The sequence below is a fragment of the Cupriavidus sp. 05L411 genome (assembly GCF_056398045.1).
On the sequence record NZ_JBFTOQ010000007.1, the window covers coordinates 41,066 to 61,716 of the forward strand.

Consider the following 20,651-nt stretch of genomic DNA (forward strand, 5'->3'; position numbering starts at 1 on the left):
CTCGCCCCGCGAACGGCAGATGTGGGAACGGGCACCGCAAGCGAGGTCAGGGGCTGCACGACGTAACCCATGGGTCATGCAGAAGTGATGTCCTTCGGGCCGGTAGGATACGCCAGCCAACACTCCGGGCCGTACGACGCAACCACCGAGGCAAAAACAGCCTTATTGCTCTGCGCCCGGCAGGGTCGGCTTTCTTCTCGTTAGTCTTCTTTGCCGACGCAAAGAAGAGTGACCGGCAGCCCCCGCAGGGGGATGTCGTATGGCCCTTGGGTGCAAGCGCCGACGCCGCACAAAGAAAACCCAACCAAGGCAACAAGCGCCAACGGTTCTGCCTGCCCTTGCGCACCCTCCCTTTCACTTCCCCCTATAACTAGGAAAAAACAACTGCTCCCCCTCCACCTTGTAAGCAGCAATGGTGTCCTGCCCATCCTTAGAAGTCATCCACTCCACTAACTTCATCGCATCCACGTAATTGGTACCAGGATGCTTGGCCGGATTCACCGCCATCACGCCATACGGATTGAACATCCTGGGATCGCCCTCCAGCAGGATCGCCAATCCGGTCTTGGCGCGATACGCGCCATAAGTGGCCCGATCAGACAACGTATAGCCCGGCATCTGCGCTGCCATGGTCAGCACCTCGCCCATCCCCAGCCCGGCATTCACATACCACGGCTGCCCCTTGGGCTCGATCCCCGCCTGCTTCCAGTAGTCCTTCTCCATCACGTCGGTGCCGGAGTTGTCCCCGCGCGAGATGAACTTGGTGCCGCCGGCGGCGATTTTCCTGAAGCCGGCCAGCACGTCCTTGCCACCTTTCAGCCTGGCCGGGTCGCTGACCGGGCCAACCACGATGAAGTCGTTGTACATGACGTCGCGGCGGTTGACGCCGTAGCCCGCCGCCATGAATTCGTCCTCCATCTTGCGGGCGTGCACCAGCAGCACATCGACGTCGCCCATCTCGCCCATCTTCATCGCCTTGCCCGAGCCTACGGCGATCACTTTGACGGTGACGCCGCTCTTTTGCTCGAACCTGGGCAGCAGGAATTTCAGCAGGCCGGAGTTCTCCGTGCTGGTGGTCGTGGCCAGCTTGAGTTCGCCGGCGAAGGCGCGGGTGGCGGTGGTGGCGCCGGCCACGCCAACCAGGCAAACCAGTCCGATAGCGCACGCGGCGCGGTTCGAAAGATGGCGTAAAAGGCCTTGCTTGCTGACCGCTTGCATGGATTCTCCTTGTCTTATGTTTTCAGAAACACAATTGCCACAAACTCATGAGATCGGTGAGAATGCAGCAAAATACGTGGAAATCAGCGTGTTGCATTCTCGGTGAACCACATCTCCAAAGTAAATATGAAAAGCGTTTCATATGACATTTCGCTTTGACCTGTTCCCGGTTGTCGCCGCGGACGACAATCCTCGCTCCAACGGCAAGGTATTCCAGCTGCTCAAGGCCGTGCGCGAGACGGGCTCCCTGCATCGCGCCGCGCGCGAGATCGGGCTGTCGTACCGGCACGCCTGGGGCGTGATGCGGTCCTGGGAGGAGATGCTTGGGCGCAGCATGCTCGACATGGAGCGCGGCCGGGGGGCGTCACTGACGCTGTTCGGCGAGCGCTTGCTGCGTGCGGAGGGGCGCTTGCGCGATTCGATCGACCCGGTCGTGCAGAAGGCCATGGTCGATTTCCTGGCGGACCTGGACGACGCGGCGCAGCCGCAGACCCGCATCCGTTTCTCCGGCAGCCATGATCCGGCCATGGAGGTCCTGGCGGGGGCGCTGCACGACGCGCCGGGCGGCCTGCAGCTCGACACCGTGTTCTGCGGCAGCGTGGAGGGCCTGATCTGCCTGCAGGAGCGGCAGTCCGAGCTGGCTGGTTTCTACGTCTCACCGATCCAGAAGGCTGGCTCCGTGGCTCACGTGACGCTGCGCAAATGGCTGCGTCCGGCCGCCGTGCGCTTGATCCGGCTGGCCTGGCGCGAGCAGGGCCTGATCGTCGCGCGCGAGCTCGCGGGCGAGATCCACGACCTGCGCGACCTGGCCCGTACCCGCGCCCGCTTCGTCAACCGCCAGCGCAGTTCCGGCACGCGCATGCTGTTCGACCAGTTGCTGGCCACCGAGGGGCTCTTCCCGGACCAGATCGTTGGCTACGAAACCCCCGAGTTCAGCAACGAGAAGGTGGCGCAAGCGGTGCATGACGGCCATGCCGAGGTGGGGTTCGGCCTGCGCATGAATGCCGAGGCCCATGGCCTGGCCTTTGTGCCGCTGACCCGCGAGGCCTACTACCTGGCGCTGCGCAAGAACGACCAGATCACGCCCTGGGCGCATGGCTTGCTTTCGCATTTGGCTGACCCAGCCTTCCGGCGCCGCATCGAAGCGCTCCCCGGCTATGCCATGGCCGAGCCTGATGGCATCCTGACGCCGCAGGAGGCACTTCCCTGGTACGGCCCCGACGGCAAGGAAGGCGGCTGACGCCGTCCACCGGGGAGGGCGGGAACCCGGCTGTTTGAGCGCGCGCGTATTACACTGGTTGCATAGGCGGGGCTGCATGCCCGCCAGACAGACCCAGCAAGGAGCGCCATGCTAGAAACGGCCGCGTTGGCCGCGGGCTTGTCCTGGACCAGCGGATTCCGCCTTTACCTGGCCGTGTTCACGGCTGGCGCACTGGGCCGCCTGGGCTGGCTGCACCTGCCGCCCGGCCTGCAGGCGCTGGAATCGTGGTGGGTGATCGCGCTGGCCGCGGTGCTGGCGCTGGCCGAATTCGTGGCCGACAAGGTGCCGGGCTTCGATTCCTTCTGGGACAGCATCCAGACCTTTATCCGCATTCCCGCCGGCGCGATCCTGGCCGCCGCCGCCTTCGGGCAGCTCGATCCGCAATGGATGGTCGCCGCCGGGCTGGTCGGGGGCACGCTGGCCGGCACCGCCCATGCCGCCAAGGCCGGCACCCGCGCCCTGATCAACGTCTCGCCGGAACCGTTTTCGAATTGGGCTGCCTCACTGAGCGAGGACGTTGCCGCCAGCAGCGGGCTGCTGCTGGCTTTTTTCCTGCCCGTGGTGTTCCTGGTGGTGCTGGCCGTGCTGCTGCTGGTGGCGGCGTGGCTGCTGCCCAAGCTGTGGCGCGGCTTGCGCCATTTGCGCGACGCGTTGGCCAAGCGTGCTCCGGCGGCCTCGCCGGCGGGGCGTCAGCCCCGGCGCTGAGTGGCGGGTTCGACCCTCGCTTTGCCCAATCCGGCCATAATCTGGCCCTGGTCCGGCGGATGCGCGCCGGGATCCTCCCGCTGGTGTCCTGCCGTCGCGCCAATCCTGGCCTGCGGCCAGCCCGGCTGGCCGCCACCATGCATGTGCACGGACAAGAGATTAGAGATAAGAGATCAATGTCTTCAGAACCCGCCTCCCAGCACGTTCCCGCAGCAGCAAACGTAGCAGCAAACGTAGCAGCAAACGTAGCAGCAAGCGCAGCCGCAGCCGCCACCACCGCCGCGGCATCGTCCGGCGCCCGCCCGACGCGCTTCTCGCCCTGGCGCCAGGCTTTGCGCATGGCGCGGCGCGATTGGCGCGCCGGCGAGCTGAGCCTGTTGCTGTTCGCGCTGGTGCTGGCCGTGGCGGCGCTCAGCAGCGTGGGCTTTCTGGCCGACCGCATGCGCCTGGGGCTGGAGCGCGACGCGCGCCAGATGATCGCCTCCGATGTGCTGATCGTGTCCGACCAGCCGTTCGATGCCGTCTTCGCCGGTCACGCCGCGCAAGCGGGCCTGGCTACCACGCAGACGGTCACCTTTCCGAGCATGGCGAGCGCGCACGTGCCGGGCAAGGCCGCCACGACGCAAGCGCAAGGGGCGGCTAGCGGGGCTCAGGCCGATGCCCCTTCGCAACTGGCTGCGCTCAAGGCGGTCGCCCCCGGTTATCCGCTGCGCGGGCAGCTCAAGGTGGCGGCCGGGCCCGGGGCGCCGGAAGCCGCCGCCACCGGCATTCCCGCCGAGGGCACCGTCTGGGTGGACGAGGCCTTGCTGGACTCGCTCGGCGTTGCCATGGGCGACACCATCCAGCTGGGCAGCCGCGCCTTTCGCATCGACCGCATCCTCACGCAGGAACTGGATCGCGGCGCTGGTTTCATGAATTTCGCGCCGCGCGTGATGTTGCCGCTGTCTGACCTGGCCGCCACGGGGCTGGTGGGCTGGGGCAGCCGGGTCTCCTACCGCCTGCTGGTGGCCGGCCCCGATGCCGCCGCGCAGGCCTACCAGAAGTGGGCCGAGGCCGAGATCGACAAGCGCGCGCTGCGCAATACCCGGGTCGAGTCGCTGGAATCCGGCCAGCCGCAGATGCGCGCCACGCTGGACCGCGCCGAGCGTTTCCTGTCGCTGGTGGCGGTGTTGTCGTCGATGATTGCCGCGGTGGCCATCGCCATGTCGGCGCGCCGCTATATGCAGCGCCACACCGATGCCTGCGCTGTCTACAAGTGCATGGGCCTGTCGCGCCGCGAGATCCTGCTGGCGTTCGGGCTGGAGTTCCTGCTGCTGGGCGTGGGCGGCGCGGTGGCTGGCGTGGCGCTCGGCTACCTGGCGCACTACGGCCTGCTGCTCTCGCTGGGTAACCTGCTGACCGTGACGCTGCCGCAGCCTTCCGTCCTGCCGGCCGTGGTAGGTGTGCTGGCGGGCGTTGTCCTGCTGGCGGGTTTTGCCTTGCCGCCGCTGCTGGCGCTGACCCGGGTGCCGCCGCTGCGCGTGCTGCGGCGTGACGTTGGCGCGCCGCCGGTCTCGACCTGGATCGCCTACGGGCTCGGCCTGGGCGCCTTCGTGGCGCTGCTGCTGGTGGCCGCGCGAGATCTCAAGCTGGGGCTGACCACCGCGGGCGGCTTTGTCGCCGCCGGCGTCGTGTTCGCGCTGCTGGCCCTGGGCCTGCTAAGCCTGCTGTCACGGCTGATGCGCGGTGGGCGCCTGGCGCGCGGCAGCGTGGGCTGGCGCTTTGCGCTGGCGGTGCTGGAGCGCCGCCGCGGCGTGACGGTGCTGCAGACGGTGGCGCTGGCGGTGGGCCTGATGGCGCTGCTGCTGCTCGGCATGACCCGCAACGACCTGATCGCCTCCTGGCGCAACGCCACGCCGGCGGACGCGCCCAACCGCTTTGTCATCAATATCCAGCCGGACCAGCGCGCGCCGCTTACCAGCATGCTGCAGCACGCCGGCATCGCCGACCTGCTGTACCCGATGGTGCGCGGCCGCCTGACACATATCGCCGGCCAGCAGGTGCGCGCCGAGCGCTTTGCCGATGGCCGCGCCCGCAACCTGGTCGAGCGCGAGTTCAACCTGTCCTATACGGACGCGCTGCCGGCCGGCAACCGCGTGGTGGCGGGCAACTGGCTCGGCGCCGGGAAGGGCGGGGCCGGGGCCTCGGTAGAGGAGGGCATCGCCAAGACGCTGGGGATCCGGCTCGGGGACACCTTGCGCTTCGATGTGGCGGGGCAGTCGGTGGAGGCGCCGGTCACCTCGCTGCGCAAGCTGGACTGGGGCTCGATGCGGGTCAACTTCTTCGTCATCCTGCCGCCCTCTGCCATGCAAGGCTTGCCGCAGACCTATATCACCGCCTTCCACCTGCCGCCCGCGCAAGCCGCGCTGGGCAACCGCATGGTGGCGGCCTTCCCGAACATCACGGTGGTCAACACCGACATGATCCTGCGCCAGATCCAGGATGTGCTCGACCAGGTCATCGCCGCCGTCGAGTTCCTGTTCGTGTTCACGCTCGCAGCCGGCGTCACCGTGCTCTATGCGGCGCTGTCCGGCGCGCGCGACGAGCGCAAGCGCGATGCCGGGCTGCTCAAGGCGCTGGGCGCATCCGCCGCGGTGGTGCGGCAGACCCAGTACGCGGAGTTCCTGGTGGTGGGCGGGCTGGCGGGCCTGCTGGCCAGCCTGGGCGCGATCGCGGTGGGCTGGGGCTTATCGCAGTTCGTGTTCGATTTCCCCTACCGCTTCAATGGCTGGATCGTGCCGGCCGGTGTGCTTTCTGGCATGCTGTGCGCTTTCGCGGGCGGCTGGCTGGGTTTGCGCGAGGTGCTGCGGCAGCCGGCGCTGGCCACGCTGCGTGATGCGTGATACCTGAAGCCTGAACCATCCTTGAGTGTTTATGAGTACCGATTCCAAGCCTGAAAATGCGGCATCCACGGCATCTGATGCCGCCCCCGAAGTCACCGCTTATGCACTGATTGGCGGCGAGGCGCGCGTGCGCGAACTGGTCGACCGTTTCTACGACCTGATGGATCTGGAGGACGAGTTCAAGGGCCTGCGCGCGCTGCATCCCGCCTCGCTCGACGGCTCGCGCGACAAGCTGTTCTGGTTCCTGTGCGGCTGGCTGGGCGGCCCCAACCACTTCATCGAGCGCTTTGGCCACCCGCGCCTGCGCGCGCGCCACATGCCGTTCGAGATTGGCACCAGCGAGCGCGACCAGTGGATGCGCTGCATGGCGCTGGCCATGCAGGACGTCGGCCTGCCCGAAGACCTGCAACTGCGACTGATGCAGGCCTTTTTCGGCACCGCCGACTGGATGCGCAATGTGCCGCGTTGATGGTCAAGGCCACCCGACCCGCCGTGGATCCCGACACCATGGCTGACACGCATCCCGAAGCCGCCGCGGACCTGCCTGCCGACGCCCGGCGCGTACTCGATTTCTGGTTCGGCGCGCCTGGCTCGCCGGCATGGAACACAACACGCTCGGTGTGGTTCACCAAGTCCGCTGACTTCGACGCCACGGTCCGCGCCGCCTTCCTGTCACTGTGGGAAGCCACGCACGCGGGCGCGAACGCGGGCTGGGCGCAAAGCCCCGAATCCGCTTGCGCGCGCATCGTGCTGCTCGACCAGGTGCCGCGCAACGTCTTTCGCGACGACCCGCGCAGCTTCGCCTCCGATGCGCAGGCGCTGGCGACAGCCCGGCAGATGGTGGCGAGCGGCGCCGACCGTCGGCTGCCCACGGCATTCCACCGCATGTTCTGCTACATGCCGTTCGAGCATTCCGAAGCGCTTGCCGACCAGAATACGGCCGTGCAGTTGATGACGGCGCTGCGCGACCAAAGCCAGGGTCAGGTGGACGTGGTGGACTGGGCGCTCAAGCACCGCGCGGTGATCGAGCGTTTCGGGCGCTTCCCGCATCGCAACGCCATGCTGGGGCGCAGGGATACGGCGCAGGAGAGCGCCTTCCTGCAGGAACCCGGCTCGTCGTTCTGAGCGGGCCCCGCGTAGCGCAGCCGCTATCGCGGGGTGGTGGCCGGGCTGGGGCGCAAGCCGATGTGGCTGGCCCTCGGCATCGGGCCGCAGGCCGCGTGGAGCACCATCAGGTCTGCTCGCGCTTCTCCTGCCACTTGTCCACCAGCAAGCGCGGCGCGTTGGCGAGCTTGTCGAGGATGCCTTCGGGCGTGGGCGCCACATGCAGCAGGTCGTTGTGGACCTGCTTCAGGAAGCCTTCGTCCACGGCGTGCTGCATGAAGCCCAGCATGCTGTCGTAGAAGCCCTCCACATTGAGCAGTCCCACCGGCTTGGCGTGATAGCCCAGCTGCAGCCAGGTGAAGGTCTCGAACAATTCCTCGAAGGTCCCGACGCCGCCCGGCATGGCGATGAATGCATCGGCCCGGTCGGCCATCATCTGCTTGCGCTCGTGCATGTTGCGCACCACGTGCAGCTCGGTCAGGCCGCGATGGCCGACTTCCTTTTGCATCAGCGCATCGGGAATGATGCCGATGGCGGTGCCGCCGTTGGCCAGCACGGCGTCGGCCACGGTGCCCATCAGCCCGACCTTGCCCCCGCCGTACACCAGCGCAAGGCCGCGCTCGGCCAGGGTCTTGCCCATGGCGCGCGCCGCGGCGGCGTACTCGGGGCGATTGCCGGGGCTGGAGCCGCAATAGATGCAAACGGACTTCACTTTTTTTCCTTTTCTGTTTGCGCCGCCTTGGCGGCGGCGTATTCCTGGGCTTGCTTGTCGAACGCCTGGCGGGCCTTGCCGCGCAGGTAAGGGGCCAGGATCGAGAAGATATGGTAGCTGGCGCCGTGCAGGTAGCCGCGGATCAGCTCGGGGTCGTTGTACTGGCGCGGATGCTGCACGAACTGGAACGACAGCCAGTAGGTGGCGATCACCACGATATTGGTGCAGATGGCCTCGACCTGCTCGGGCGTGGCCTCCATCTCGCCGTCTTCCTGGAACTGCCGGCAGATCTCCATCGCAAAGCGCTTCTTCTGCTCGACGATGCGCTTGAAATTGGTTTCAAGCATGCGATTGCGCGCCAGCAGGTCATTGATGTCGCGATACAGGAAGCGGTAGTTCCACAGGAACTCCGCCATGTACTGCAGATAGCCCCAGCTTTCGTCCAGCGTGGCCTTGTGATCGTCGGGCAACTTCAGGCGGCGCTCCATCTCCTGCTCGAACAGCACGAAGATGGAGTTGATGATGTCGTCCTTGTTGCGGAAGTGATAGTAGAGATTGCCGGGGCTGATCTCCATGGCTTCCGCAATGGTGGTGGTGGTGACGTTGGGCTCGCCCACCTCGTTGAACAGGCGGAGCGAGACGTCCAGGATGCGGTCCCGGGTGCGGCGGGGACCGGCTTGCTGTTTGGGTTCCATAGGCGACCGGGCGAGCGGCAATTCGGTAAGTTGAAGGCGATTATAAGCAATCGCCGTTTGCCGCAACGCCGCAATGCCGCAAGCGCCTTTGACGCCGTCCGCGCGCCCGCTGTGCCAGGCTTGCGCCGGGCCCGTGCCGCCAGCCTGTCAGGCCGCCAGCGCGCGCAGCCAGTCCATCACGATCGGCCCCGCAATGGCCAGCCAGGTGCCGCCGCATAGCACCAGCGCCAGCATGACCGCCGCGCTGCCGAAGTCCTTGGCGCGCTTTGACAGGCTGTGCCGCTCCAGCGAGATCCGGTCGACCGCGGCCTCCACGCTGGAGTTGAGCAATTCCACGATCAGCACCAGCAGCAGGGTGCCCAGCAGCAGGATGCGCTCGACGATGCCGACCAGCAGCAGCAAGGCGCAGGGCGTGAGGATCACCACCAGTGTCAGCTCCTGGCGAAACGCACTTTCTTCCAGCACCGCGTAGCGCAGGCCGGACACCGAGTTGATGCCGGCATGCCAGGCCCGCGCCAGGCCGCGGTTGCCCTTGTGGGGGTTCTGCTCAATCGTGTAGTCGCTGTTCGGCGAGTCCGGGGGCGGTGCCGGGGCTGACGTGACGGTCTGTGGCGCCGGTGGGCGGTGCGGTTCGGACGGTGGGCGATGCGGAGTCGGCATGTTCGGAGGAGGGGCGGGCAGTGGTGCCGTTCGTGCCGTTGGGGGTCGCGCGTACGGCCGGCAGCGGCTGCAGGTGAGTCAGGAACTGCTCGGAGGCGGCGCGCCACGAGAACCGTTCGGCATGGGCGCGAGCGGTGGCGCGGTCAATGCGCAGCGCTTCCAGGCAAGCTTCACGCAAATCTTCGTGCATCACCCCGGCGTCGCTGTGGCCGAGCACATCGATTGGCCCGGTCACCGGATAGGCCGCCACCGGCAGCCCGCTGGCCAGGGCTTCGAGCAGCACCAGCCCGAACGTATCGGTGCGGCTGGGGAATACGAAGACGTCGGCCGAAGCATACACCTTGGCCAGCTCCGGCTGGGTCAGTACACCCAGGTAGTTGGCCGCCGGATAGCGCGCGCGCAGCGACGCCAGCGCCGGGCCGTCGCCCACCACCCACTTGGAGCCGGGCAGGTCCAGCGCGAGGAAGGCCTCCACGTTTTTTTCCACGGCGACGCGCCCTACGTAGAGAAAGATCGGGTGCGCCGTGTTGAGCACGTTAGCCTGCTGGGTGGTGAAGACATCGAGGTCGACGCCGCGGGTCCACAGCACGCCGTGGGTGATGCCAAACTGATGCAGGTCTTGCAGCACCACCGGCGTCGGCGCCATCACAGCGCGCGCCGGGCCGTGGAACCAGCGCAGGAAGCGGTAGGTCCAGGCAAGCGGAATGCCGAAGCGCGCCTGCACGTACTCCGGAAAGCGTGTGTGGTAGGCGGTGGTGAACGGCAACTGCTCGCGGATCGCATAGCGGCGCGCAGCCAGCCCGAGCGGGCCTTCCGTGGCGATATGCAGCGCGTCCGGCGCGAAGGCGCGGATGCGCGCGCGGACCTTTGCGCCGGCGAACAGGGACAGCGCGATCTCCGGATAGGTCGGGCAGGGAATGGTGGTGAATTCCTGCGGCGTGATCAGCTCCACCGTGTGCCCCATCGCGATCAGCTCGCGGCGGGTGGACTTGAGCGTGCGCACCACGCCGTTGACCTGCGGCTCCCAGGCATCGGTGACGATCAGGATCTTCATAGCTGCTCCTTGCGGCCAGGCCGCGTGGGTGGCCGGCCTCGGCGAGGCCACGGCCATACCGTGGTACGGATGGCGGCGTGTGAGGCGGGTGCCGCGCTCAAGTCTCGTCAGGCCGTGGCGACGGCGCGGCGCCCAGCCGTGGCCGGCGCGTCGAGCAGGGTGGTCCAGTAGACGATCTGCAATTCGCCGTCCTGCGTCTCCACCAGGGCGGAGAGGCTCTCCACCCAGTCGCCGTCGTTGCAGTAGAGCTGGCCGTCGACCTCGCGGATCTCCGCCTTGTGGATATGGCCGCAGATCACGCCATCGCAGCCGCGCCGGCGCGCCTCATCCACCATCGCCTGCTCGAACGAATTGATGTAGTTGACCGCGTTCTTGACCTGGTGCTTCAGGTATTGCGACAGCGACCAGTAGGGAAAGCCCAGGCGCGCGCGGATGCGGTTGAAGTGCCGGTTGACGGCCAGGATCAGGGTGTAGAGCGAGTCGCCCAGGTAAGCCAGCCAGCGCGCGTGCTGCACCACGCCGTCGAACAGGTCGCCGTGCACCACCCACAGGCGCTTGCCCGCGGCGGTGACGTGGACGGCATCTTCGCGCACCGTGATATCGCCGAAGGCGAGGCCGTCGAACTGGCGCGCCACCTCATCGTGGTTGCCCGGCACGTAGATCACCTCGGTACCCTTGCGCGCCTTGCGCAGCAGCTTCTGCACCACATCGTTGTGGCTCTGCGGCCAGTACCAGCCGCGGCGCAGCTGCCAGCCATCGATGATGTCGCCGACCAGGTAGAGCTGGTCCGATTCATTGTGCTTGAGGAAGTCGAGCAGGTAATCGGCCTGGCAGCCGGCCGTGCCGAGGTGGATGTCGGACAGCCAGATGGCGCGGTAGTGACGGGTGGGATGGGACGGATGCGGGGGCTGGGTGGTGGCTTCAGGGGGCGGGGCGCTGGCGGGAGAGGTGGCGCAACGCCCGGGAGGCCGTTGCTGCAAGTCGCTGGCCGGTGGCATGAAGGCGGCCAGCGCGGCAGGCAATGATATGGGCCGCGGCAGGGATTGCGACTCGGCGGTACGGCTGCGCAGCAGTTGCGTGGCCTTGGCCAGATGTCCGCGGGCAGAACGAAGAGCTTGAACCATGGCGGCCTCGGTAGCGACGATGGCTGCATTGGGCCAGCGGCGCGTGACGAAGCTGTTAAGGAAACATGAATGTCATATGACTGTTGCGTGGGAAGGGGCTTCCAGTTGCTGGCGCCGTCACATCAGGCCGCTGGCGCCACCGCTGACAACTGCGCCAGCGCCCGCAACACAGCCTGCGTAGCCACCGGATGCCGCAGCAAGCTGACATGCCCGATGCCGCTAAGCGCCACATGATGCGCGCCCTCCATCCAGGAGGTCCCGAGCGGCCCGGCAATCGAGTCATGCCAGCTGAAAATCGACACCAGGGCAGCGCGCTGGCGCGACGTTTCGCGCGCCGCCAGCGCGCGCAGCCAGGCGCTGGCGCAGCGCATCTGGCGGGAATTGAAGCCCCTGCCGTAGCGGGCCAGCACGCAGCCGTGATGCGGCGTGCCCAGCGTGACGATGCCGCGGCAGGGCGGGGGCTTGCCGCGTCCCGCCAGCGCGGCGCGCGCGGCCAGGCCGCCCATGCTGTGGCAGAGCACCAGCGGCGGCTGGCCGGTGGTGGCGGCGATGCGCGCGATGGCGGCACGGACTTCGAGGGCGTATTGGTCGATGTCGCCAAACACCGGGTCCAGGTCGATCGCCTCGCAGTGGTAGCCGGCCGCCGCCAGGGCGGGCTGCATGTCGAGCCAGACGGCGTGGTTGCAGCCGTAGCCGTGCACCAGCAGCAGCGGCGGGCGCGAGCCCGGGGCTTTGGCCGGGCGTAAGCGGCGGTGCGAGCAGAAGGGCTGCAGCCAGTTGAACATCCGGAACACGGCGGCGTATTCACGCAGGTAACAGGCCAGCGCCTGCCATGGCGTCAACCTGGCTGGCCGCATGGCCTGCAGGGCGGGAGGAGTCGGGGGGCGCGTTGCCTCGGGCTCGCCCAGGCCGCACAGGGTAAAGGCAAAGGCGCAGGCAACAGACAGCCCCAGTATCGCCAGCACCATGCCAATGCCGGCCAGCAGGCCGGTGGCGAGGGACCACCCGTGCAGGGCATTCAGTTCAGCGGCGCAGCCTAGCGCCACGGCGGCCTGCAATGCCACCGCGATGCGGCGCAAAGCGGCGGCCGACAGGTTCATGGCTTGGGCGGGCGCAGGTCGGTCAGGCGGGTACGGGCCAGGCGGTCATGCGGGAACTGCCGCCTGGGGTCGAGCAAGGCCAGCAGGACCCAGGCCAGCAGGCCGGCGCACAGCACGCCGACGAACGGACCCTTGACCAGGCCGAGCAGGTGCCCGAGCGCCGCCGAAGGCGGCAGCCACAGCCATGCCAGCAGGTAACGCAGCGAGGCCTGCGGCCAGCGCGGGGGCGCGCCCGCAGCCGTCTCGACCCGCATGCGCCACGTCTGCATGGCGAGCGTCTGCCCGTTGCGCTGCCAGAACCAGACGAAGTAGCAGCCCAGCACCAGGAAACTCCAGCACTGCATCGTGAACGGGCCGTCCAGCCCAAGCTGCTGCAGCGCCGGGCGCGCCAGCAGGTAGACCCCCGTCGAGGCGCTTAGCACGCCGAACAGCAATACGCCTTCGTACAGCATGCAGGCGATGCGGCGGCGTATCGTCGGTGCCTCGGCTGGGCGCACGGGACTGGCCGGAGCAGCCGCTGCGGCCGGCTTGGCGTTGGGTTTGGGCGTGGTCACGGCGGGCATGGCGGGTATGGCGAAAGGGCGGTAGGGCCGTCAGGCCGGAGGAGGGCGAGGCCGGGCGGCGAGAGTCGGGCCGTGAGGCAGCAAGCGAGCACGGCCGGGCCGGCGCAAGCGGCATTATGCCAAAGCGCGGGTGGGGCGGGTAGCTTGCGTGGGAGGGCGCGGGTGCGAGCCGGCCGCACAACCGCGTAGCGGTTCAGCGGCGCACCGGTTCGTCGGGCGTAGCGGTAGCGCTGGTGCTGCTGGCCGTGGCCTCGGTGGCCGCTTCGCGCGGCGTGTCCACGGTCGGCACCGGCGCGCCGGCAGCGGTGCCTGGCAGGGCAGCTTGGGACTCCGCCGCCGGCGTGCCGGCAGCGGGCGGGCGGGCGCGGGCTGCGGCCGATGTGGCGCCGGCGGGTGCCTTCTTTTCCAGGTGCAGCTGCCGGGTGGTCTCGGCTGGCAGGCGCTTGCCGGAGGGCAAGGCGCTGACCGCGCCGGGGCGGCGCGGCACTTTCTCGGCCGCCGCCAGGTTCTTTTTTTGCTCTTCCGGCAGTTGCTGGTACTTGTTCCAGGCCTCGGCCTTCTTCTGGGCGGGCAGCGAACGCGTGATCTGGTAGTTTTCGCGCGCCAGGCGGCGCTGCTGGGGCGTCATCTTGACCCATTCGGTCATGCGGGTCTGCAGCCGCGCCTGTTCCGCGGGTGAGAACTTCTCGTATCGTTCCGCGATCTGCAGCCATTTGCGCCGGTTGAGCTCGGGGAAATTGTTCCACTCGCCTGCCAGCGGCGCGAGCACGCGCTGCTGGACGGCGTTGAGCTCGTTCCAGTTCGGGTGCGCATTGGCGATGCTGGCCGCGGGCGCGCCGCCCGGGTGGCCGCCCTGCGCCTGGCAAGTGGCCGGAACCAGGGACCAGATCGTGGTGGCGGCGGCCAGGCCGGCCAGCAGCAAGGCCGCCAGCCGCCGGCGCGGTGCGTCGGGGATGAAGTCAGCGCCGGCCATGCCTACTGACCGCGCTTCAGGAACACGTGGAAGCCCTGATCCGCGTAGGCCGTTGGCGGGAGGTCGTCGAGCAGCATCGCCGCGTCCACATCCGCGAGCTCATCGACGCGCTTTTGCTGCTGCCAGTGGTAGATGCCCGCCAGCCCGGCGGCCAGCGCCACCAGCGTCCATACCAGCCCAAGACGGCGCAGCCAGGAACCTGCGCGGTGGAGTGCCGAGTCGTCCTCGTCGAAAGAGAGCGTGGGCATCCCGGCCGAGGCCAGTTGCGGCACGGCGACGGCGGCTTGGGCTTTCTTGCGAGACAGCGCAATCCGCCGCGCGGCGGCGAGCCGATCGGTCACATTGTCCGGCAACGCATTCGCAGAGGCATCAAGTGCCGTGCGGATATCGTGTGCCAGGCGGCGTTCGTTGATTTCTTTTTCGTTTCTGGTGCTCATAGTCGGACCCCCCGCGCTCGCAATGCCTGCGCCAGTGTGTGCGTGGCACGGGAACAGTGCGTCTTGACGCTGCCTTCGGAGCATCCCATGACGGCAGCCGTTTCCGCGACGTCCATATCCTCCCAGTAACGCATCAGGAAGGCTTCGCGTTGACGTGTCGGCAGGCGCTGGATCTCCTGTTCGATGATGTGCATGGTCTGGGCGCGCTCCACCTTGTCGGCGCTGCTTTCCGCAGATTCGGAGCCGATTTCGGCCTCGAAAGTGTCGAGCAGGTCATTATCCTCGCCTTCGCGGTCGTCGCGCAGGTTGGAAAACAGGGTGACCCAGGTATTGCGTACTTTCTGGCGGCGGAACCAGTCGTGAATTGTGTTCTGCAGTATGCGCTGGAACAGCGGCGCGAGTTCGGCGGCGCTCTTGTCGCCGTATTTTTCGGCGAGCTTGATCATCGCGTCCTGGACGATGTCCAGGGCGGCTTCGTCGTCGCGCACTGCAAACACGGCCTGTTTGAAGGCGCGCCGCTCGACGCTGGCGAGAAAGTCGGATAGTTCCTGATCGGTTGCCATGCAGGCGGGGTACAGACGGTGGGGCCTTGGCCGGTGGAAGTGCAGGGTAGGGCTTCCTGCACGTCCAAAATGGTGGGATGCTAGCAAATAACCCCCCCGGTGACCATCCTTGTTCTCTTTTGTGGTCATTCAGGCTCAGGATGTGGCGGGGGTGCCTGGAGGATGGCAGGATGCCCCCTCGCGTAAAAAAGCCCGTAGACAAGCCCGAATCAATCCAGTATCGTCGCGGGTTCACACGACATCAGTGGTTGTCTCATTCGGCCGCTTATGAGGCGGTCTATCATGCAGACGCGCACCGCTTGAACCCGTGCCACAAGCCCGGCAGAGAGCATCCGAACAATTTTTTGCCGAAAATTGCAAAGGACTAAAATGAACATGCCCAGCGCGGAATTCCACGCAGACAGCAATTCATCCGCCGCACCGGAAATGATCGGGGCGGAAATTCTCGTTCACGCACTTGCCGAAGAAGGCGTCGAGTACGTCTGGGGCTACCCCGGCGGCGCAGTGCTGTATATCTACGACGAGTTTTACAAGCAAAAGAAAATCGAGCACATCCTGGTGCGCCACGAGCAGGCCGCGGTTCATGCCGCAGACGGCTATGCGCGTGCGACCGGCAAGGTGGGCTGCGCCCTGGTGACCTCTGGTCCCGGCGTCACCAATGCGGTGACGGGCATTGCCACGGCCTACCTGGACTCGATCCCGATGGTGATCATCACCGGTAACGTGCCGACGCACGCTATCGGCCAGGACGCTTTCCAGGAATGCGACACGGTCGGCATCACCCGCCCCATCGTCAAGCACAACTTCCTGGTCAAGGACGTTCGCGATCTCGCCGCGACCATCAAGAAGGCGTTCTATATTGCCGCAACCGGCCGTCCCGGCCCCGTTGTCGTCGATATTCCCAAGGACGTCTCGCGCAATTCCTGCAAGTACGAGTATCCCAAGTCGATCGACATGCGCTCGTACAACCCGGTGAACAAGGGCCATTCGGGCCAGATCCGCAAGGCGCTCGCGCTGTTGCAGGGCGCCGAACGGCCGTTCATCTACGCAGGTGGCGGTGTAGTGCTGGCCAATGCCAGCGAAGAGCTGCGCCAGCTTGCCGCGCTGACCGGCCATCCGGTCACCAACACGCTGATGGGCCTCGGCTCGTTCCCCGGTACCAGCAAGCAGTTCGTCGGCATGCTCGGCATGCACGGCACGTATGAAGCCAACATGGCCATGCAGAACTGCGACGTGCTGATTGCCATCGGGGCGCGTTTCGACGATCGCGTGATCGGCAACCCGGCGCACTTCACCTCGCAGCCGCGCAAGATCATCCATATCGACATCGATCCGTCTTCCATCTCGAAGCGGGTCAAGGTCGACATTCCCATCGTGGGCCACGTCAAGGATGTGCTGCAGGAGCTGATCTCCCAGCTGCAGGCCAGCGACGTCAAGCCCAAGCGCGAGGCCCTGGCCAAGTGGTGGGAACAGATCGAGCAATGGCGTTCGGTGGACTGCCTCAAGTACGACCGCAACTCCGAGATCATCAAGCCGCAGTATGTGGTGGAAAAGATCTGGGAACTGACGCACGGCGATGCCTTCGTCTGCTCGGACGTGGGCCAGCACCAGATGTGGGCCGCGCAGTTCTACAAGTTCAACGAGCCGCGCCGCTGGATCAATTCCGGTGGCCTGGGCACGATGGGCGTGGGTCTGCCGTACGCGATGGGCATCAAGAAAGCCTTCCCCGAGAAGGAAGTGGTGACCATCACCGGCGAAGGCTCGATCCAGATGAACATCCAGGAACTGTCGACCTGCCTGCAGTACGACACCCCGGTGAAGATCTGCGCGCTCAACAACCGCTACCTCGGCATGGTGCGCCAGTGGCAGGAAATCGAGTACGACAACCGCTACTCGCATTCCTACATGGACGCGCTGCCCGACTTCGTCAAGCTGGCCGAGGCCTATGGCCATATCGGCATGCGCATCGAAAAGACGGCCGATGTCGAGCCCGCCCTGCGCGAAGCCTTCCGCCTGAAAGACCGTACCGTGTTCCTCGATTTCCAGACCGACCCGACTGAAAACGTGTGGCCGATGGTCCAGGCCGGCAAGGGCATCTCCGAGATGCTGCTCGGCGCGGAGGACCTGTAATGCGACATATCATTTCGGTCCTGCTGGAAAACGAACCGGGCGCGCTGTCGCGCGTGGTGGGCCTGTTCTCGGCGCGCGGCTATAACATCGAGACGCTGACGGTGGCCCCCACCGAAGACGCCTCGCTGTCGCGCATGACGATCGTCACCAGCGGTTCGGACGACATCATCGAGCAGATCACCAAGCACCTGAACCGCCTGGTGGAAGTGGTCAAGGTGGTGGACCTGACCGAGGGCGCGCACATCGAGCGCGAGCTGATGCTCGTGAAGGTGCGTGCGGTTGGCAAGGAGCGCGAGGAAATGAAGCGCACCGCCGACATTTTCCGCGGCCGCATCATCGACGTCACCGAGAAGACCTACACCATCGAGCTGACCGGCAACGGCGGCAAGCTGGATGCCTTCCTGGACGCCATCGACCGCGCCGCCATCCTCGAGACCGTCCGTACCGGCGGCTCGGGCATTGGCCGCGGCGAGCGCATCCTGAAGGTCTGAGCCTGATTGCAGTATCCAAGGGCGGCGCCGGTGCCGGCACTAGCCGGGCGGTGGCCGCCAACCCGACACACGAAAACGAAAGACTGAAGGAACCATCATGAAAGTGTTTTACGACAAGGACGCCGACCTCTCCCTGATCAAGGGCAAGAACGTCACCATCATCGGCTACGGCTCGCAAGGCCACGCCCACGCGCAGAACCTGAACGACTCCGGCGTCAAGGTCACAGTTGGCCTGCGCAAGAGCGGCGCATCGTGGAACAAGGCAGTCAACGCCGGCCTGCAGGTCAAGGAAGTGGCTGACGCCGTCAAGGACGCCGACGTGGTCATGATCCTGCTGCCGGACGAGCAGATCGCAGACGTGTACAAGAACGAAGTGCACGACAACATCAAGCAAGGCGCCGCACTGGCCTTCGCCCACGGCTTCAACGTGCACTACGGTGCCGTGATCCCGCGCGCCGACCTCGACGTCATCATGATCGCCCCGAAGGCGCCGGGCCACACCGTGCGCTCGACCTACGCCCAAGGCGGCGGCGTGCCCCACCTGATCGCCGTGCACCAGGACAAGTCCGGCGCCGCCCGTGACATCGCCCTGTCGTACGCTACCGCCAACGGCGGCGGCCGCGCCGGCATCATCGAAACCAACTTCCGCGAAGAAACCGAAACCGACCTGTTCGGCGAGCAAGCCGTGCTGTGCGGCGGTACCGTCGAGCTGATCAAGGCTGGCTTCGAAACGCTGGTGGAAGCTGGCTACGCGCCGGAAATGGCTTACTTCGAATGCCTGCACGAACTCAAGCTGATCGTCGACCTGATCTATGAAGGCGGCATCGCCAACATGAACTACTCGATCTCCAACAACGCCGAATACGGCGAATACGTCACCGGCCCGCGCGTCGTGACCGAGGAGACCAAGAAGGCCATGAAGCAATGCCTGACCGACATCCAGACCGGCGAGTACGCCAAGAGCTTCCTGCTCGAGAACAAGGCCGGCGCCCCGACCCTGATCTCGCGCCGCCGCCTGACCGCTGAGCACCAGATCGAAGAAGTGGGTGCCAAGCTGCGCGCGATGATGCCCTGGATCGCAAAGAACAAGCTGGTCGACCAGTCGAAGAACTAAGCTGTACTACAGCCCGACGGCCCGCCGCTGCTGACGGCGCGGGCCGCAGCCGTTCAGTCATCCGCACATTTCCCCCTATCGAGGGGTTATTCAGGCGGGGACTGAACGGCTTTTTGTTATCCTTGTCAGACTTTATCCACCAAGTAAGCATTGCATGAACTATCCTCATCCGCTGATCGCCCGTGAAGGCTGGCCGTTCCTGGCTGGCGCCTTTGTCATCTCGCTGCTGGTGCAGGTCAGCGCCGGCTTCTGGTGGGCCTTGCCGCTGTGGATCATTACACTGTTCGTGCTGCAGTTTTTCCGTGATCCGCCGCGGTCCATTCCCGCCCAGCCGAACGCTGTCCTGGCGCCCGCCGATGGCCGCATCGTGGTGGTCGAGAAGACCATGGACCCGTACGCGGGCCGCGAGGCGCTGAAGATCAGCGTCTTCATGAACGTGTTCAACGTACACTCCAACCGGGTGTCCGTGGACGGCAAGGTCGAGAAGGTCGAGTATTTTCCCGGCAAGTTCGTCAACGCCGACCTCGACAAGGCTTCGCTCGAAAACGAACGCAACGCCGTGGTCATCCGCCGTGCCGCAGATGGCAAGGTGGTGACCCTGGTACAGGTGGCCGGCCTGGTGGCCCGCCGCATCCTCTGCTACACCCGCGTCGGCGAGACGCTGTCGCGCGGCCAGCGCTATGGCTTCATCCGCTTTGGCTCGCGTGTCGACGTTTACCTGCCGGTGGATGCGCGCCCGCGCGTGACCATCGGCGAGAAGGTGTCGGCCTCGTCGACCATCCTGGCTGAGCTGGATTAATCCGGCGACGCCGGAACAGATCAGACCCACTGGAGAACAGGCATGGGTGCTTTCAACCGACGCAATAAGCGCGTTACCAATGGCAACGTGACCAACTTGCGTCCTTTCCGCCACAACCAGTTGCGTGGCAACGGGTCCGACAATTTCGACGACGAAGCCGGGGACGATCACGACATCGAGTACGTGCGCCCGCGCCGTCGCGGCATTTACCTGCTGCCCAACGCGTTCACCACCGCGGCGCTGTTCGCCGGCTTCTTTGCCATCGTACAGGCCATGAACATGCGCTTTGACAGCGCGGCCATCGCCATCTTCGCCGCGATGGTGCTGGACGGCATGGACGGGCGCGTCGCACGCATCACCAATACGCAGAGCGCGTTTGGCGAGCAATACGATTCGTTGTCGGACATGACCTCGTTCGGTGTGGCGCCGGCGCTGGTGATGTATGAGTGGATCCTGCACGACCTGGGCAAGTGGGGCTGGATTGCCGCCTTTGTCTATTGCACCTGCGCCGCGCTGCGCCTGGCGCGCTTCAATGCCAACATCGGCGTGGTCGACAAGCGCTTCTTCCAGGGGCTGCCCAGCCCGGCGGCGGCGGCGCTGGTGGCTGGCTTTGTCTGGCTGGTGATCGACAACAAGCTGCCGGTCAAGGACCTGTGGATGCCCTGGGTGGCGTTCGGCATCACGCTGTACGCGGGGCTGTCGATGGTCTCCAACGCGCCGTTCTATAGCGGCAAGGCGCTCGATGTGCGCTATCGCGTGCCCTTCGGCATGATGGTGCTGGTGCTGGTCTTGTTCGTGGTGGTCTCGACGGATCCGCCGGTGGCGTTGTTCGGCCTGTTTGTCGCCTACGCCATCTCCGGCTACCTGCTGTGGGGCTGGCATGCACTGCATGGCAAGCCGGCCGAAATCCGCAAGGTGCGGGACGGCGGGAACGATCGTTCCTGATCGCAGGTTGGTAAAAAGGCGCTAAGGCGCCTTTTTTTACATTTGTTTTCCAGGCTGTCGCATTGCCGTGGCGTTTGCCGTGGTTCACTGTAGCCTGGGTTGTACTGTAGTCCCCCTTGTT

At 66.1% G+C, this 20,651-nt stretch carries 21 protein-coding genes; 10 read left to right on the forward strand and 11 right to left on the reverse strand.

What is annotated here, in order from left to right; all coding sequences use genetic code 11:
- Positions 1 to 354: 354 nt before the first annotated feature.
- Entirely contained in the window at positions 355 to 1,218 is an 864-nt protein-coding gene (locus AC1DQR_RS09840) for an ABC transporter substrate-binding protein (RefSeq protein ID WP_477132940.1), read from the reverse strand.
- Between the two features lie 142 nt (positions 1,219 to 1,360).
- Between AC1DQR_RS09840 and AC1DQR_RS09845 the strand changes: the two genes are divergently transcribed.
- The 5 genes from AC1DQR_RS09845 (at position 1,361) to AC1DQR_RS09865 (ending at position 7,191) form a co-directional block, all read left to right on the forward strand.
- The gene (locus AC1DQR_RS09845) at positions 1,361 to 2,458 is read left to right on the forward strand and encodes a substrate-binding domain-containing protein (RefSeq protein WP_253933375.1); all 1,098 of its coding nucleotides are present in this window, start codon (positions 1,361 to 1,363) and stop codon (positions 2,456 to 2,458) included.
- 108 nt (positions 2,459 to 2,566) lie between these two features.
- Positions 2,567 to 3,184, forward strand: a complete 618-nt coding sequence (locus tag AC1DQR_RS09850) for a DUF4126 domain-containing protein (RefSeq protein WP_174426515.1) — start codon at positions 2,567 to 2,569, stop codon at positions 3,182 to 3,184.
- 338 nt (positions 3,185 to 3,522) lie between these two features.
- A complete protein-coding gene (locus tag AC1DQR_RS09855; RefSeq protein WP_477133045.1) occupies positions 3,523 to 6,066 on the forward strand; it encodes an ABC transporter permease in 2,544 nt (847 codons plus the stop codon).
- A 31-nt stretch (positions 6,067 to 6,097) separates the two neighbouring features.
- Entirely contained in the window at positions 6,098 to 6,535 is a 438-nt protein-coding gene (locus AC1DQR_RS09860; protein ID WP_150983724.1) for a group II truncated hemoglobin, read from the forward strand.
- A 38-nt stretch (positions 6,536 to 6,573) separates the two neighbouring features.
- Complete coding sequence (locus tag AC1DQR_RS09865; protein ID WP_416047994.1) at positions 6,574 to 7,191, forward strand: DUF924 family protein; 618 nt, start codon at positions 6,574 to 6,576, stop codon at positions 7,189 to 7,191.
- Between the two features lie 106 nt (positions 7,192 to 7,297).
- Here the strand turns inward: AC1DQR_RS09865 and AC1DQR_RS09870 are convergent, their stop codons facing one another.
- From AC1DQR_RS09870 to AC1DQR_RS09915, 10 genes are all read right to left on the reverse strand, one after another.
- Positions 7,298 to 7,882 carry an LOG family protein gene (locus AC1DQR_RS09870; RefSeq protein ID WP_150983726.1) on the reverse strand — a complete coding sequence of 195 codons (585 nt, stop codon included), beginning with the start codon at positions 7,880 to 7,882 and terminating at the stop codon, positions 7,298 to 7,300.
- On the reverse strand, positions 7,879 to 8,577 hold the full coding sequence (locus tag AC1DQR_RS09875) for a TetR/AcrR family transcriptional regulator (RefSeq protein WP_183032805.1): 699 nt from the start codon (positions 8,575 to 8,577) through the stop codon (positions 7,879 to 7,881). The genes AC1DQR_RS09870 and AC1DQR_RS09875 overlap by 4 nt, the downstream gene beginning before the upstream one ends.
- 147 nt (positions 8,578 to 8,724) lie before the next feature.
- Positions 8,725 to 9,237: a diacylglycerol kinase gene (locus AC1DQR_RS09880; protein ID WP_477132941.1), complete on the reverse strand. Its 513-nt coding sequence runs from the start codon at positions 9,235 to 9,237 to the stop codon at positions 8,725 to 8,727.
- Positions 9,125 to 10,291 (reverse strand): glycosyltransferase family 4 protein, encoded by a 1,167-nt coding sequence (locus AC1DQR_RS09885; protein ID WP_477132942.1) that lies wholly within the window; start codon positions 10,289 to 10,291, stop codon positions 9,125 to 9,127. The genes AC1DQR_RS09880 and AC1DQR_RS09885 overlap by 113 nt, the downstream gene beginning before the upstream one ends.
- A gap of 107 nt (positions 10,292 to 10,398) precedes the next feature.
- On the reverse strand, positions 10,399 to 11,415 hold the full coding sequence (locus AC1DQR_RS09890) for a metallophosphoesterase (RefSeq protein ID WP_416047997.1): 1,017 nt from the start codon (positions 11,413 to 11,415) through the stop codon (positions 10,399 to 10,401).
- A 122-nt stretch (positions 11,416 to 11,537) separates the two neighbouring features.
- On the reverse strand, positions 11,538 to 12,515 hold the full coding sequence (locus AC1DQR_RS09895; RefSeq protein WP_416047998.1) for an esterase/lipase family protein: 978 nt from the start codon (positions 12,513 to 12,515) through the stop codon (positions 11,538 to 11,540).
- Entirely contained in the window at positions 12,512 to 13,078 is a 567-nt protein-coding gene (locus AC1DQR_RS09900; RefSeq protein ID WP_416047999.1) for an RDD family protein, read from the reverse strand. The genes AC1DQR_RS09895 and AC1DQR_RS09900 overlap by 4 nt, the downstream gene beginning before the upstream one ends.
- 193 nt (positions 13,079 to 13,271) lie before the next feature.
- The gene (locus AC1DQR_RS09905) at positions 13,272 to 14,051 is read right to left on the reverse strand and encodes a DUF3106 domain-containing protein (protein ID WP_416048000.1); all 780 of its coding nucleotides are present in this window, start codon (positions 14,049 to 14,051) and stop codon (positions 13,272 to 13,274) included.
- A 2-nt stretch (positions 14,052 to 14,053) separates the two neighbouring features.
- Positions 14,054 to 14,488 (reverse strand): DUF3619 family protein, encoded by a 435-nt coding sequence (locus AC1DQR_RS09910; protein WP_150983734.1) that lies wholly within the window; start codon positions 14,486 to 14,488, stop codon positions 14,054 to 14,056.
- The gene (locus AC1DQR_RS09915; protein WP_006156852.1) at positions 14,485 to 15,051 is read right to left on the reverse strand and encodes an RNA polymerase sigma factor; all 567 of its coding nucleotides are present in this window, start codon (positions 15,049 to 15,051) and stop codon (positions 14,485 to 14,487) included. The genes AC1DQR_RS09910 and AC1DQR_RS09915 overlap by 4 nt, the downstream gene beginning before the upstream one ends.
- A 369-nt stretch (positions 15,052 to 15,420) precedes the next feature.
- Between AC1DQR_RS09915 and AC1DQR_RS09920 the strand changes: the two genes are divergently transcribed.
- From AC1DQR_RS09920 to pssA, 5 genes are all read left to right on the forward strand, one after another.
- Positions 15,421 to 17,181: an acetolactate synthase 3 catalytic subunit gene (locus AC1DQR_RS09920; protein WP_043344716.1), complete on the forward strand. Its 1,761-nt coding sequence runs from the start codon at positions 15,421 to 15,423 to the stop codon at positions 17,179 to 17,181.
- Positions 17,181 to 17,672: an acetolactate synthase small subunit gene (gene ilvN, locus AC1DQR_RS09925; RefSeq protein ID WP_006156850.1), complete on the forward strand. Its 492-nt coding sequence runs from the start codon at positions 17,181 to 17,183 to the stop codon at positions 17,670 to 17,672. The genes AC1DQR_RS09920 and ilvN overlap by 1 nt, the downstream gene beginning before the upstream one ends.
- Before the next feature lie 97 nt (positions 17,673 to 17,769).
- Positions 17,770 to 18,786 carry a ketol-acid reductoisomerase gene (gene ilvC / locus AC1DQR_RS09930; RefSeq protein WP_043344720.1) on the forward strand — a complete coding sequence of 339 codons (1,017 nt, stop codon included), beginning with the start codon at positions 17,770 to 17,772 and terminating at the stop codon, positions 18,784 to 18,786.
- Between the two features lie 154 nt (positions 18,787 to 18,940).
- On the forward strand, positions 18,941 to 19,585 hold the full coding sequence (locus AC1DQR_RS09935) for a phosphatidylserine decarboxylase (protein ID WP_416048001.1): 645 nt from the start codon (positions 18,941 to 18,943) through the stop codon (positions 19,583 to 19,585).
- Positions 19,586 to 19,627: 42 nt separating this feature from the next.
- Complete coding sequence (pssA, locus tag AC1DQR_RS09940) at positions 19,628 to 20,530, forward strand: CDP-diacylglycerol--serine O-phosphatidyltransferase (protein WP_416048002.1); 903 nt, start codon at positions 19,628 to 19,630, stop codon at positions 20,528 to 20,530.
- The last annotated feature ends 121 nt before the right edge of the window (positions 20,531 to 20,651 follow it).